The organism is Desulfitibacter alkalitolerans DSM 16504, from assembly GCF_000620305.1.
Classification (GTDB): Bacteria; Bacillota; DSM-16504; order Desulfitibacterales; family Desulfitibacteraceae; genus Desulfitibacter; species Desulfitibacter alkalitolerans.
Genome location: NZ_KK211102.1, coordinates 256,288 through 270,107 on the forward strand (window position 1 = coordinate 256,288; position 13,820 = coordinate 270,107).

The window sequence follows — 13,820 nt, forward strand, 5'->3', positions numbered from 1 at the left end:
TCTGTGAGGTGATAGAAGGCCATAAGAATATTCTTATTAGTAATGATAACTAATATCTTTTTTAGTTTATTTATACATCTGACAAACTCATTAAAAACCGTCGCTTTAGATACTTACACATTATAACAATTGCCTTTCTTGCATTTCACTCTTCTTGCCAAGGAATGGACTTACGTTTCGTAAGTAGTCGGGATAAAAAAATAATTACCTCTATCTGTAATTAACCCTTATCGCTGATCTTACTATCTGGCACATATTCAATTATATCACCAGGCTGGCGATTAAAATGTTCGCATATTCGATGCAGAACCTCAAGAGAAACATATTCACCTTTAGTCATCTTGGCCATGGTTGAAGGTGAAAGCTTTAATGCTATCCTAAGGTTTTCTTTGGTCATGTTTTTGTCAATGAGCAACTTCCATAATGGATTAAAAGAAAACATATTTACCTACCTCCTCTTTTTATATGAATTATAATAAATATTCTATGATAAGTCAAAGAAATATTATGCGTTTGCATTGACTATTTCTTTAGCATGGTATAGAATATCTATATGAACACATACATAAAATAGTGAAACACAAGCTATAAAACTTAGGCTTTACAGTATGCCTGATCATTTATTCAAGGGGGTAGAGAAATGATTAAACAATTAAAAGCTATGATTAGTGAGCATGATCTGCAAGCCAATGAGTTAAACGAAGCGTTTACTGAATTTGCTTTTCAACGTCAAAACAGCATAGGCATAGGTGAAACTACAAAAAAGCACAGAGATCTAAGTAGTAAGTTAGCTAATCGTTTAAAGGAAATATGCCCACCCGATGAATACCTTGCTTTGGATGCACTACGCGTTGAAGTAGAGGCAGAGGTTGCAGATGTTTATTATCGAGCCGGCGTAGTTGATGGAATAAGTATTGTTGCTAGTGTAGTAAACGATTAAAAATAAAATGAAGGTGGTGGATGTAAGTGGTCCTCGAAGAACTAAAAGCTTTGTTAAGGTATAGGAAAATTACTTATGGAGAACTTTCAAATGAACTTCTTGTTACAACTGGTACTTTTTGCAACAAGATAAATAACAAAAAAGGTAACGGATTTACTCAAAACGAGATTGTGGAAATTAGCAAATACTTGGATTTATCTCCAGACGAATTGTTAGCATGTTTTTTTCCTGACTATCTGCGTCACATAGGTAAGTAAACTATAATTTTAGGAGGTTAAATAATGGCTAAGAAACGTGGTAACGGCGAAGGTAGCATTATTCAAAGAAAAGACGGAAGGTGGCAAGCTACAATTACAGCTGGGCACGACGCTAATGGTAAACCCAAGCGAAGGGCTTTTTACGGCAAAACTAGAAAAGAAGCCGTTTCAAAAATGAATGAAGCTCTACAGTCTTTACAACAAGGAAATTATGTTGAACCTTCAAGGATTACGTTTGGAGAATGGATACAGCGTTGGTTAGATGATTATGCCAAGCCAAAGACTAGACAAACTACATGGGAGAGTTATGAAGTAATAATTAAGACTCACATTATCCCCGATCTTGGAAAAATACCACTGGCAAAGCTTCAAGCATCTGACTTGCAAAGATTTTATAATCAAAAATTACAAAGCGGCAGAATTAAAGATAACAGTGGTTTAAGCACCAGGTACGTCAGATATATGCATACCCTCATAAAGAAGTCTCTCGACCAGGCCTTAAAGGAAAACCTCATATCAAAGAACATGGCAAATGCTACACAACCTCCCACGGTGAAAACTAAGAAAATGACATGCTTAACGGAAGATCAGCTTGTAACTCTTATAGACGTCGCTAGGCAAGATAGGCTTGCAGCTGCTTTTATTCTTGATATAGCAACAGGATTAAGACGCGGGGAGCTCTTAGGTCTCAAGTGGGACGTATTGGACTTATCAAAAGGTAATATAGTCGTTAAGAGGCAACTGTTATCTGTCAAAGGTGGTTCAGTAATTGAAGAGGATATCAAAACAAAGTCTTCTGAGCGAAATATTCCTATACCAGCAAATATAGTAAAGGAGCTTAAAGTGCACAAGGCTAGACAGGCAAAAGAAAAATTAGCCTTTGGCGAAGCATACCAGAATAACAATCTTGTATTTTGCAAAGAAGACGGAAGTTTGCTGGATCCTAGAGAATTTACAAAAAGATTTCAGGGCTTATTAAAGAAAGCTGAACTCCCAAAGATCAGGCTACATGATATTAGACATTCACATGCAAGTCTCTTATTAGCCAAAGGAGTCAGTCCTAAAGTTATACAGGAACGGTTAGGCCATAGCAGTATAACAATTACTTTGGATTTATATTCTCATTTGGCACCTGGTATGCAAGAGGCCGCTTCGAACATGATTGATGATTTATTTCATAAAGAAAAAGACCCCATCCAAGCTGAGCATGAACAGGGTAAATAAAATAGTATCTTATATGAATAGCAGGGTTGCAGCCCCTGTTATTCTTTTTTTTATTTAGTATTTGTTGTATTATTGTTGTAATTCTGGATGCCTGGCAAAGGTCTTAATCGCACGTTATATGATTTTTGCATGAAAAACCCTTATATACCAATGGCGGGAGCGTGTGGGAATCGAACCCACCGACCGCAGGATCGCTACGGCCCACTGGATTTGAAGTCCAGGCCAGCCACCAGACCAAATCCGCTCCCTCAGATTTCATATTATACCTTATATAATCGTACATTTCAATACCATGGGTTTAAGGCTATTTATATATCCAATAGGCCCTAACAGGACTAGAAGAAATTTCTAGTCTTTTTTAAACAATACCCTTTTATCCTCAACCCTTTTGGTAAATTTTTGTGCATCAAAGTATTCCAGTAGAGGGAGAACAAATTTTCTTGAACTGTCAAAGAGATCTCTAATATCACTTAAGGCCATTGCCTCTTTCTGGTTAAAGCCTTCTTTTAATAAAGCTTTTGCTTTCTCAATAGTCTTTATGTGAAAATACATGTTTTCTGCAACCTTTACCAGAATACCCTGGCCAACCATGTATTTCAGAATTTCTTCCCTTTGGGCGGCAGGTGCTTTTACCTTTTGGAAGGTTTCTTCAAAGGCAGGTGGCTGAAAGCCACTTTTCAAAAAAACATCTTCAATAAGCCCAATTAATTGCTTTGTCTTTTCATCTAACGCTGGCGTAAAGTCTGGGAGATAAATATGGGCACCTGCTGTTTTTATCCTGCTCTCCTTTTGCCATGTGCCCAGTAAAAGGTTAAACTCCTTTATACTAAACCTGGGGAAAAGCTTGGATCTAGCCTCTTCCTTATCCAGGCCTGGCCTCAGTGGATATTTTCCATGAAAGGCTTCTAATTCCTTGCATAAAGCAGCCAGCCATTTTTCATATGTCTTCTGTCCTATAATATATCTATTTCCTTCTCCTTCTATAGTTAGAATGCCTTCCATTTTATTAACATAATCCCTCACCATGTTTGTTCCAAGGTTTAACTGACCTGCCAGATCATCTATAGTTAAAAGCTTATCCTTTATCTTGTCTAGAGTATATATAATCAAATCCTCTGGATTGCTTTCCTCCTTGATCTGCAGGGTTTCAATTACTTCATCCTGAAACCTTTTTAACTTTTCCCCATATGGCTCTAGTATAGTACCGCCACCAATTGTAAACATTGGCGAATAGCTGCGGATGACAAAACGATCTCCCCTCTGGGCTATTAATGGTTCCTCCATTTGCAATTGAACGTATGTCTCTTCACCAGGGGCTAATTCATCACAGCTCAATAAATTTATCCTTGCAAGCTTTTCAGAGGTGCCAAGGTGAACTCTAACTCTCTGTCTTTGTTTTAAAGGCTTTGCAGCACTTTCAATTAACTGCAGCTTGGCATCAAGTATATATGAGGGGGCATATGCTCCGGCAGAAACTACTGAACTACCCCTGGGCACTTCGTCTACTTCCACATCTGATAAGTTTAGGGCTACCCTCTGGCCAGGTTTAGCAGACTGCTGTGGATGGCCGTGGACCTGTATTCCCCTCACCCTTGATTTCTTGCCAATGGGCTGAATTTCTACTATATCTCCTGTTTTAACCTCTCCTGACCATAAGGTGCCTGTTACTACAGTGCCAAAACCAGATAATACAAATGATCTGTCTACCGGCAGTCTTAATTGGCCTTCCCTATGATGGTCAGTATCGGCTTCTGCTAACTTCTGTATCTCATTTATTAAATTATCTATTCCCTGGTTTTTGAGAGCAGATACCTTTAATATTGGCCCATGGGCAAGGACTGTGCCCTTAATAAACTCTCTAATATCCTCTTCAATTAATTCAAGCCATTCTTCATCTACCAAATCTATTTTTGTAATAACTGTCAAACCCTTTTTTATCCTTAAAAGCTTGATTATCTCCATATGCTCTCTAGTCTGGGGCATTATTCCCTCATCAGCAGCTATTATGAGCATGACCATGTCTATTCCTGCCACGCCTGCCAGCATTTGTTTAATAAATCGCTCATGTCCTGGAACATCGATAATGGCGGCATTATCTCCATTTGGCAGCTTTAATGAAGCAAAGCCAAGCTCTATGGAGATTCCCCTTTTCTTTTCTTCCTTTAGTCTATCTGTATCCTGGCCTGTTAAGGCTTTAACAAGCTGGGTTTTACCATGGTCAACGTGCCCTGCTGTACCTATAATAAACCAATCCATAGTTCATCACTCCCTGGAGATTTCCTCAAAAAGCCTGCTGCATATGATATTAAACTCACTTTCCTGTATAGTCCTTACGTCAAATAAAATCCTATCATCTTCAATTCGTGCTAAAATGGCCGGCACGCCCATTCTTAGTTTCTCCACTAACCCGTTTGCTGAGCCTTTATAAGGCTTTAATGCAACAGCCCATGTAGAAAGTCTGGTTGTTGGTAATGAGCCCCCGCCAGCTTCAGAATAGTTTTCAATAATGCTAATCTCTGTCAAGGAGCCAAGTTTTGAATTCATAGCCTCCATAAGTCCTTCAGCCTTTAGCTTTAATGCTTCTTGTGAGATAGTGAGCATCCTTAATGTGGGATTAGTGTCTACTACATTTTCCTCATATATGTACTCTCGTAAGGTTGCCTCAAGTGCTGCTATGGTCATTTTATCAACACGCAAGGCCCTGTTTAATGGATTTTTCTTAATAATGTTTATATATTTTTCTTTGCCAATAATAATTCCTGCCTGGGGGCCACCTAAGAGTTTATCTCCACTAAAGGAAACAATGTCAGCACCACCAGCAACTGATTCCTGAACAGTTGGTTCATCTGTAATGCCAAATTGCTTTAGGCTGACAAGGAACCCGCTTCCCAAATCCTCCACAACGGGGATGCCATACTTACTGCCCAGGGAGCTCAGCTCTTCAATGGAAACATCTTCAGTAAATCCTAGAATGCGGTAATTGCTTGTATGAACCTTAAGCAAAAGTGCTGTCTCTTCAGTTATTGCCCTCTCATAATCTGCTGCCCTTGTTTTATTGGTTGTGCCAACCTCTACCAGTCTTGCTCCACTTGCAGCAAGTATTTCTGGAACACGAAAGGAACCCCCTATTTCCACCAACTGACCCCTTGAAACAATAACCTCTTTTCCTCTGGCAAGGGCCTGGAGAATTAAAAATACCGCTGCCGCATTATTATTAACCACTAATGCACCCTCAGCACCTGTAATTCTTGTCAGCAGTCCTTCCACATGGCTGTAGCGGCTGCCCCTTTTTCCCGTTTCCAGGTTAACTTCCAAATTGGAATATCCATATAAAATATCTCTAACTGCATTTTGGGCTTTTTCACCAAGCAAGGCCCTGCCTAGATTTGTATGTAAAATTATTCCAGTGGCATTTATTACCCTTCTTAAACTATTAAGAGATTTTCTTTTAAGCAAATCCTTAACCTTTTCTGCTATGAAGCCTTCTGCTGTCAGAAACTCTTTTCCCTTTCTTACATCCTGGCGTATGGAATTAAGCACTTCTCTTGAACACTCTACTATTAAATTAAATGAATATTCATCTCCTGAACTATTTTTAATTTCAACAGCCAGATCATTTACTGAAGGAAGATTTCTTAAAATATTTTCTTTATTCATCTTTTAAGCTCCTTATTTTCTAATAATTAGCTCATTAGTCTATTAACAAAAATCCTTTTATTTTTGGCTTCTAAGGAGTAGGTACAATCCTAGTAAAACGAATATAAAGGGCAGGAACTTTTCCCAACTAATATAGGGAAACCAGATGTTTATAAATAAGAATGCTCCTACTAATATAAAAATTCCTCCAAGAACTTTGTTAGAGCTAGGCTTTTCCTTATTCGACGTACTATCCTTTTGTGTCTCTCCCTCAGCCGTTTCTCCATCAATTGCATCTATTCCATTAGTATGTGGAATACTGGCCTTTTCACCGTCTGGCTCCATGGGAATTATCAACCAGGCTATTATATAAAAAACAACCCCTGTACCACCAAAAAGTGCTGCAGCCACAACTATTAGTCTAATGATAGTACTGTCTACATCCAAATGATTGGCAATACCACCACAGACACCACCAAGAATGTTGTCTGAACTGGACCTGTACAGCTTATTCCTTTGCATATCATCTCCCCTTAAATATCAATCATAAATCTTCCATTTCAAAGGCCAGACCCCTGCTGGGATCAAGTTTTTAATTAATCCCCCTAGCAGGTATTATAATCCATGCTATTAAATATAGCAAAATACCTGATCCGCCAACCAACACCAGGGCTACCCACAATAATCTAATTATTGTTGAGTCAATTTGAAAATACTCCCCAAGGCCTCCACATACCCCACCCACCATTTTATCTGTTTCTGACCGGTATATTTTGTTAGCCACTTTATACACCCCCATTTTCATAAAGAAAACTTGGCTTTTGTGAAATTTATATTTTCGATAGTACAATATAGGACACCTAACAAAGGTGTCCTATAGATTAGCTTCTGTTAATAAGAATACCATAAAAGGCTACAGTTATTATATGCTAGTTTGATTTTTTTTCTTTCTTTTTTTAAGATGCCATAACCCAAAGCCTGCAATGCCCAGAGGGATTAAAACAGGAATTGAACCTATTAGAAACACGATTATATTGCTTGCTAGAGATATCATGCTGTTAACATTTTTGGTAAAAGCGCTTATCCCCTTTTGCCAAACTCCAGAAAAACCAGTTGGGTCAATTCTTGTCTCCGACACCTTCACCTGCTGCAGATAAACCCTTATAGTGGAAAATGCAACCATGTTTGATAAATACTTCAATTCTCCCTCAAGGACCTCTATCTCACTCCTTATGATTCTAAGCTCCTTGCGTATATTTAATACGTCTTCCACCCTGCTGGCCTTATTTAAGATGCCCAGGATGCTTTCCTCTTCTGCTTTTAAAACCCTCAACCTTGCCTCTAGATCTATAAACTGCGTTGTAACATCGTCCATATATACTCTTCTGTTTTTAACAGTGCCTTTTTCCTCAAGGAAGGCAACAAACTCTTGAAATTCTGATGCCGGCACCCTTAATACCATATTAGCCCAAGCACTATCTGTACTATACCTCCCAGTATTGCTTTCTGCCAAAAACCCCCCAACCATGGCAACTTGTCTTTCGATTTCTTTAATAATCTCTTCCAAATTTTCAACATCAATATTTAACTCAGCATTTTGGATAATTTTTCTGTTATCCAAGTCACCTACAATGTTTTTACCTTCTTCAGCAGCTGCCTGATCACGGTAAGCCCCTTCTGAAGGTGCACTTCCAGAAGAAGAATATGCTATCTCAAAAGAAGGCCCACTATCAGCTGCCTCCTTTTTTGCACCGCCACAGGCAACAATGGAAAGGCTTATTACTAGACACAGGACAATTATTAATGTTTTTTTCACAATATACATCCCCTATCTTTTATTATGTTCAAGTTTTATCAGTTAACATTGTTCTCCTAAACAAATAGACGAAAAACAGGGGGATCATGTTCCAAGCAAGAGCTGATTAAATATATCTTATAGTGTCTTCACCCTTTGTTAGCTGCTCGAACCCTTTTTTTAATACTAAATAGGTGTTTTCAACACCCACAACTCCCATGCCAGGAAAGATAAACTTAGGCTCTAAGGCTATGACCATACCACTTTTGAGCTCTATCTCAAAGCCTTTGGCAATTACAGGCCATTCATTTACTTCCAAACCTATACCATGGCCTATAAAGGGCACCCCCTTTGGATATCCCATAAAGTAGTCCCTTAGCCCTGATTTTTCAACTATACTTATACTACTATCATATAGATATCTGCCATTTATTCCTTCTTTCAAGCTGTCCTGCAGCATGCTTTGAATCTCCATGGATACATCTGCAGCCTTTTCCACAATAGGCGGCAGTTCGCCTAGAATAAAGGATCTGCTCTGGTCCACTAGATATCCTGTATAGTTGCCAACATAGTCTATGTAAATGGGCTCCCCCTTCTTAATTAAAGCCCCACTAACTCCCTGGGGGAAGGTTGGGTGTGAGCCTGCTCCAACTGTAGCCATAACGTCATAGGGCCCGGAGGCAGCCCCAGCTGCACCTACTAATGCATGGCCGAAATAGAACTCTACATTAAACCCTCTAAATCTGGTGTATCCCAGGTGTCCAATTTTTCTGGCATATCCTTCTATAGCACCTGCAAGCTCTCTATCTGACATTCCCTCTTTAATAGCTGAACCAATATATTTAAAAACCTCTCCATGCTTTGTCCCTGACTCTCTTATTAGTGAGATCTCATATTCCGATTTAATCATACGAAGATCTCTGATCATGACAGACACATCCACTATTTCAGAACCCTCCAACACCTTTTTATAAAAAAAGTAACTATTTGCTGGTAAAACGTCCAACTCCATGGCAATTCTACCATTTATTTTCAAGTCATGTTCAGCTAATACTTGTGGTATCTCCTTAGGGCTATTAAGTAATGTTATATATTCTAATGGAGATTCGTCCATTGCTTTTTCCAAGGTTTTTTTGACCATCAGCAAGGGTTTTCCTTCAGACGGCACATATAAATGACACTGCTGGCCGCTTCCTGAAAAGTAATAAACATTAGTTCTTTCAGTGAGCAGTACACCTGTAAGCTCTGATTCTCTTATTTTATGCTGGAGCTTAATAATTCTATCATTTATTTCCCTGGAGAAGTCATTCATTCACCTTCTACCCCCTCTAGCATTCTAATTGTCATGTTTTATAGATAATGCTTTGAATATAATAGCACAATTTGGGGCAAATGTTCAATTTTTGGGGCAAAAAAGGAGCATTCACTATGAATACTCCTATGGGTTCACAAAGTTTATATATTCTGGCCGTGCTATGGGTCTGGAGATGTCTGTGCCTTCTGGAAGATAATTTGAATAGTCACCTTCTATTAATATTTGTACCCAATCTACCCCATCTATACTTGTTAGGGTAAACAGTATGGATTTAACGAGCAATACCTCTGCTGCTGCTCCTCCCCCATAGCCCATAACTTCCTTGCTTAAATCAATTGTAGCCATTTTATCTTCAGAATCATAATCAACCTTTCTAAGTTTGGTTCCAGACCAAATTGTCTTTACTAAATCACTATTTAAAGGGGGGCCTTTTACTAACTCCTGCATGGCACTCTCAACCATCTGGCTTATGGTACTATTTTTGTTTACAGCAAAACCAACAGGTATTAAGTATAAAGCATTGGGATCTGAGAAATATACATGCAACAGCTTATCTTCATCATTTATATTACTTAAGGAATTTATGTAGGCTGGTCGTTCAAAGGGCTTATCCAGCTTAAATCCATTAATCTCTTCAATGACCTTTCCTTCAACTAAGAATTGTACCGTCTCCACCTCTTGAAACTCAGTTACAGTTAAAACTAAAGAATTAATTGCCATCTCAATATCTTCATACTCTTCAAAGTTTTTAAAGTGACTGGTCAAATCTATATATGCAATATTTCTCCTAATATATATGTCTTTCAACTTGGTATCTTCCGGAGTAGTACTAGATAAAAGCCAGTCCCCTGGGCCTGCTAAAACCTTTTCCACTGAAACTTTAGCTGCTTCCTTGGTAGGCTTTATAGGAAGAGTGATTGGGATGAGATATCTTCCATTCTCACTAGCGAAATAAACAAGCACTGTATCCTTTTCATTGTTTAAAACGAGGGGGCGGCTTTCAATAGTAGTACTTGCTGTTGTCTCGTTATCCCCAGCATCCTTTTTTGAGCTATTTTGTCCACAACCAACCAATAAAGCGGCCATCAATAAAAGGACAATTATAACTTTTAACCTAATATACATTTTCATGCTATCTCCTTTAACTATAAAGCCTGTCTGATTATACTTCGGCGCCAATACAATATTTCCTGCTAAATTACTAAAGGGATTAATTGTTATTATATGGTAATATTTTGAAATTATTTCATAATTATTTAAGTATTTTACAGCTTTGCTTAATCTGTTTATAAAGAACAGCCAAGATGATAAGTGCTCCTACATAACCAAACACCGGATAAAAATGTCCTATTAGATTACCAAATCCTAAAACTGATATTGGCAGAGCCATGAATACAATTGCAATAGATAGGTTGTTTTGTTTCATTCTAAATAATGAACCAACTCTTGTAATTAATCCAAATCCATTGGCAACTGCAGTTGTTAGCATAGCACTAAGCATTGCCAATGCATACAAAAAGCTTAGCCTGCTGTCAAGGCCTTCAGTTAAATACAGCATAGGAATTTCTGTGGTTAGTATTTCTGGCCAAAACAACTGCATTGCATACACCATGATAAGTCCAATGATTCCTAAAAGAACTCCACCAAAAAGAAATCCTTTAATCCCAGCCTTTAACTTATAGTGATCTATTGAGGTAATGATTACTAAGCTTGTTACCATATTATATGAAACATATAATAGAAGGGCTATTCCCCATTGCTTACCAATCAAGGGATTCTCACCAGCCTGGAAAACCTCTTTTTGTGCAAACCCTATGCTTGCAAAACTTACTAATATTGTTATTATAATCAGCATGGGAATTAAAATAGAGTTGATACCAAGTACACCTCTTTCCCCTTTAAATAAAGCAATTAATACTATTACACTAGAAACAATAATACCAACATAATAATTGACAAATAGTTTTTCCTGAAGGACGGCAGCACAGCCTGCTAACATTATACCAAGGCCCATAAAAATGGAGATTGTGATCCATATATCCACAATTAGCCCTATTTTATTGCCAAGAACCTTAATTAAGAAAGTCTGGTATCCATGTATTTTGTTTTTTATTACTATCTGGCATATGAAATAACCCATGAGTGCAAAGGCTGTACCTGAAAGGAAAACACCTATTAACCCATAAAAACCGAAGATTACAAAAAACTGCATAAGCTCTTGTCCTGATGCAAAACCAGCACCCACAATAGCTCCTATATATGTAGTGGCTAGTTGAAAGCTAAGGACCTTTTTGTTCAAATTTACCCCCTCCAATATTTATGTGATTTTTAGTAACGTTGTATAAAACTGCCCATAAATACATATACTATAATTATTATTGTAGTAAGGTGGGGGGTACTTTAATGACAACTTTATTAAGAAATTTATTAAATAGAGAGCTGCAGGAGCCTCCTGATAAAATAGTGCACCATATAGATGATGAAAACCTCACTTATAAGGCGGCCAACCAATTAGCTTCATATTTAATAACCTTAGATCCCCAGTTAGATCGACCAATTGTGGTGGTTAATATTGGAACCGATAGGTCTACCGGTGATAGTCTTGGCCCATTGGTAGGATCATTTTTAAAAGAAAGACAGAGCTTAATACCAAACATTCATGTTTATGGTACCCTGGATGAACCGGTCCATGCAACAAATATAGTACGATATATGGAAGATATAATGGAGACCCACACAAATCCCATAATCATAGCTGTTGACGCGTGCCTGGGACAGGCAAAAAATGTGGGCAATTTAAATTTAGGTATTGGCCCTGTCAAACCTGGTGCTGGTGTTAAAAAGGAATTACCATATGTAGGACATATTTACATGACCGGCACTGTCAATGTAGGTGGTTATCTTGAGTATTTAGTTTTACAAAACACCAGGCTTAACCTGGTAATGAAGCTGGCAAAATCTATTTCTGATACAATTTACAAAGCTTATTATAAAGTTCAAGCCAAAAAAAACGAGGTGCCTTCACATTAGGCACCTTTATTACAATACTTTAGTATCATTTATTATTAATTCAAAGGAACATTTAAGATAATCGGCAGCCCTTCTACACAGGACCATTTTAGTAATGAAAATCTCGAAGTATCCCATTACTGAGGATATTTCCTGATCAATCAAAATGCTTAAGGTAATTAACCTTTTACTTTTATCTACTGTTAATTGGGTCTGTTCCACTGCATAGTTTACCCTGTCCCTAGGTTTAAAAGTTGATATGTCTGCCTTTCTAACCCTTTCCCTATTAACATCAGATTTATCAGCAATGAGTACAGCCGCTGATACTGAATTGACGGAAAATCCTCCACTATTTTCTTCATGATTGCCAATGGCTCCTAGAATTACTGATATCCCAACCTCGTCAAGGTTAATTTTTTTTAAAAAGGGCAGGACAAGAAATGAGCCTGCCCTTCCATGTTCATACCTGTTAACTATATTGCCAATATCGTGTAAATACCCTGCTATTTGACCTAAACAACATGTATATTCGTCAAATTCTAGACCCCTTAATATTTCGATAGTCCTTTGGGAAACTATCTCTGCATGCCGTTGACTATGCTCTAAAGCACCCATTTCTCCTAAAAACTCGTGGCAATTTTTAAGATAGGTATTTATACTAGAATCATTACAAACTGCTGTCTGAAAATTCATCATTAACCTTTACCAACCCTTTTCTTATCTTCTGCTTTTGAAACTGTCCCATCAACTGGATATAGCATGTAGTTTGTTGGAGATAATATAGTTTCTTAGGGTATCTCCTCTCAGTCCAACCCTTAAAGCCTCCAATGACATGACATCTCCGGGATGTATGTTACCTAGATTAACATTAGTTCCTAGTCTAATTATCAATTCCTGTTGTTGGTTTTTCTGAGGAGCTTCCCATAAAATCTTATTTACATCTGAAATGGAATTTAAAATTCCTTCTAATTCCTTTTCTCTTATTTTACCCTGTTCATCATAGATTACTACACCCTTGCCTGATTCTCTCCCTTCAACAATAACTTTGTGTGCCCCCCATTCAATATCAAGATTTATCTGTTCTAAAATATCGGTATTTGACAGTTCATCACGGGCGTCTTTTTTCCCAACTTCACTTAATACTTTAAAGTCCATGTCTAATGCTTTTTCTATTGCACTTTTTCTCACACTTCTGCTCATATTAATAGTCCCGTCAGATACCTCAATACAACTATAACCCAAACTTTTTGCCTTTTCCAAATACACATCTAGTTTACCCTGTAGTACAGCCACTTCCAAGAAAGTTCCACCGGGATAAATATCTATTCCCATTGATCTTACCAGCTTTATCTTTTTCTGCAGTACATCCCCTGTGTAGAGTGCAGATGTTCCAAAGCCTAGTTTAACAAAATCAATATACTGTCCGGAGGTTTCAAGTGTATCTGCTAGTTCAGATAACCCCAGGCCCTTATCAATTATCATGGTAAAGCCATTTTCCCTGGGCTTTTGCTTTCTTTCTGATAGTGGAAATTCAACTATTCCATCCCAGCCTTCTCTCCTTATACTCAATTGCCTCATCTCCCCCAATAAAGATTTTTACATACTACCAGTAGATTTAGTTCTGCATTTAATGTATGCTGCCAA

The 13,820-nt window shown here is 37.9% G+C and carries 15 protein-coding genes and 1 tRNA gene; 4 read left to right on the forward strand and 12 right to left on the reverse strand.

The window, feature by feature from the left end:
* Positions 1-220: 220 nt before the first annotated feature.
* A complete protein-coding gene (locus K364_RS0115505) occupies positions 221-442 on the reverse strand; it encodes a helix-turn-helix domain-containing protein (protein WP_028308770.1) in 222 nt (73 codons plus the stop codon).
* A 198-nt stretch (positions 443-640) separates the two neighbouring features.
* Here K364_RS0115505 and K364_RS0115510 point away from each other — a divergent pair, with 198 nt between their 5' ends.
* Genes K364_RS0115510 through K364_RS0115520 form a run of 3 tightly spaced genes read left to right on the forward strand, consistent with a single transcriptional unit; the run spans position 641 to position 2,421 of the window.
* A complete protein-coding gene (locus tag K364_RS0115510) occupies positions 641-940 on the forward strand; it encodes a hypothetical protein (protein ID WP_028308771.1) in 300 nt (99 codons plus the stop codon).
* A 26-nt stretch (positions 941-966) separates the two neighbouring features.
* The gene (locus K364_RS0115515) at positions 967-1,197 is read left to right on the forward strand and encodes a helix-turn-helix domain-containing protein (protein ID WP_028308772.1); all 231 of its coding nucleotides are present in this window, start codon (positions 967-969) and stop codon (positions 1,195-1,197) included.
* 24 nt (positions 1,198-1,221) lie between these two features.
* Positions 1,222-2,421: a tyrosine-type recombinase/integrase gene (locus tag K364_RS0115520; RefSeq protein ID WP_028308773.1), complete on the forward strand. Its 1,200-nt coding sequence runs from the start codon at positions 1,222-1,224 to the stop codon at positions 2,419-2,421.
* Between the two features lie 151 nt (positions 2,422-2,572).
* Here the strand turns inward: K364_RS0115520 and K364_RS0115525 are convergent.
* The 9 genes from K364_RS0115525 to K364_RS0115565 form a co-directional block, all read right to left on the reverse strand.
* A tRNA-Sec gene (locus tag K364_RS0115525) sits at positions 2,573-2,669 on the reverse strand.
* A 100-nt stretch (positions 2,670-2,769) separates the two neighbouring features.
* Positions 2,770-4,677, reverse strand: coding sequence for a selenocysteine-specific translation elongation factor (gene selB / locus K364_RS0115530; protein WP_028308774.1), 1,908 nt, complete (start codon positions 4,675-4,677; stop codon positions 2,770-2,772).
* Between the two features lie 6 nt (positions 4,678-4,683).
* Positions 4,684-6,078: an L-seryl-tRNA(Sec) selenium transferase gene (gene selA / locus K364_RS0115535; protein ID WP_028308775.1), complete on the reverse strand. Its 1,395-nt coding sequence runs from the start codon at positions 6,076-6,078 to the stop codon at positions 4,684-4,686.
* 57 nt (positions 6,079-6,135) lie between these two features.
* On the reverse strand, positions 6,136-6,579 hold the full coding sequence (locus tag K364_RS0115540; RefSeq protein WP_028308776.1) for a PspC domain-containing protein: 444 nt from the start codon (positions 6,577-6,579) through the stop codon (positions 6,136-6,138).
* Positions 6,580-6,649: 70 nt separating this feature from the next.
* On the reverse strand, positions 6,650-6,841 hold the full coding sequence (locus tag K364_RS0115545) for a PspC domain-containing protein (RefSeq protein ID WP_028308777.1): 192 nt from the start codon (positions 6,839-6,841) through the stop codon (positions 6,650-6,652).
* A 138-nt stretch (positions 6,842-6,979) separates the two neighbouring features.
* Positions 6,980-7,873: a DUF4349 domain-containing protein gene (locus K364_RS0115550; RefSeq protein WP_028308778.1), complete on the reverse strand. Its 894-nt coding sequence runs from the start codon at positions 7,871-7,873 to the stop codon at positions 6,980-6,982.
* A gap of 106 nt (positions 7,874-7,979) precedes the next feature.
* Positions 7,980-9,164, reverse strand: a complete 1,185-nt coding sequence (locus tag K364_RS0115555) for a M24 family metallopeptidase (RefSeq protein ID WP_028308779.1) — start codon at positions 9,162-9,164, stop codon at positions 7,980-7,982.
* 126 nt (positions 9,165-9,290) lie between these two features.
* Positions 9,291-10,298, reverse strand: coding sequence for a GerMN domain-containing protein (locus tag K364_RS0115560; RefSeq protein WP_084295941.1), 1,008 nt, complete (start codon positions 10,296-10,298; stop codon positions 9,291-9,293).
* A gap of 121 nt (positions 10,299-10,419) precedes the next feature.
* Positions 10,420-11,466, reverse strand: a complete 1,047-nt coding sequence (locus tag K364_RS0115565; protein WP_028308781.1) for a YkvI family membrane protein — start codon at positions 11,464-11,466, stop codon at positions 10,420-10,422.
* 104 nt (positions 11,467-11,570) lie between these two features.
* On the opposite strand from K364_RS0115565, the gene yyaC reads away from it, so the two are divergent.
* On the forward strand, positions 11,571-12,197 hold the full coding sequence (gene yyaC / locus K364_RS24460) for a spore protease YyaC (RefSeq protein WP_035269715.1): 627 nt from the start codon (positions 11,571-11,573) through the stop codon (positions 12,195-12,197).
* A 9-nt stretch (positions 12,198-12,206) separates the two neighbouring features.
* On the opposite strand, the gene K364_RS0115575 is transcribed toward yyaC, so the two are convergent.
* Both K364_RS0115575 and comA read right to left on the reverse strand, forming a co-directional pair.
* A complete protein-coding gene (locus tag K364_RS0115575) occupies positions 12,207-12,872 on the reverse strand; it encodes a phosphohydrolase (protein ID WP_084295943.1) in 666 nt (221 codons plus the stop codon).
* Positions 12,873-12,920: 48 nt separating this feature from the next.
* Positions 12,921-13,745 (reverse strand): phosphosulfolactate synthase, encoded by an 825-nt coding sequence (gene comA / locus K364_RS0115580; protein WP_242841721.1) that lies wholly within the window; start codon positions 13,743-13,745, stop codon positions 12,921-12,923.
* Between the last annotated feature and the right edge of the window lie 75 nt (positions 13,746-13,820).

Coding starts and splice junctions, on each gene's coding strand:
- K364_RS0115505 (WP_028308770.1), bottom strand. CDS start 442: ATGTTTTCTTTTAATCCATTATGGAAGTTGCTCATTGACAAAAACATG.
- K364_RS0115510 (WP_028308771.1), top strand. CDS start 641: ATGATTAAACAATTAAAAGCTATGATTAGTGAGCATGATCTGCAAGCC.
- K364_RS0115520 (WP_028308773.1), top strand. CDS start 1,222: ATGGCTAAGAAACGTGGTAACGGCGAAGGTAGCATTATTCAAAGAAAA.
- selB (WP_028308774.1), bottom strand. CDS start 4,677: ATGGATTGGTTTATTATAGGTACAGCAGGGCACGTTGACCATGGTAAA.
- selA (WP_028308775.1), bottom strand. CDS start 6,078: ATGAATAAAGAAAATATTTTAAGAAATCTTCCTTCAGTAAATGATCTG.
- K364_RS0115540 (WP_028308776.1), bottom strand. CDS start 6,579: ATGCAAAGGAATAAGCTGTACAGGTCCAGTTCAGACAACATTCTTGGT.
- K364_RS0115555 (WP_028308779.1), bottom strand. CDS start 9,164: ATGAATGACTTCTCCAGGGAAATAAATGATAGAATTATTAAGCTCCAG.
- K364_RS0115560 (WP_084295941.1), bottom strand. CDS start 10,298: ATGAAAATGTATATTAGGTTAAAAGTTATAATTGTCCTTTTATTGATG.
- yyaC (WP_035269715.1), top strand. CDS start 11,571: ATGACAACTTTATTAAGAAATTTATTAAATAGAGAGCTGCAGGAGCCT.
- K364_RS0115575 (WP_084295943.1), bottom strand. CDS start 12,872: ATGATGAATTTTCAGACAGCAGTTTGTAATGATTCTAGTATAAATACC.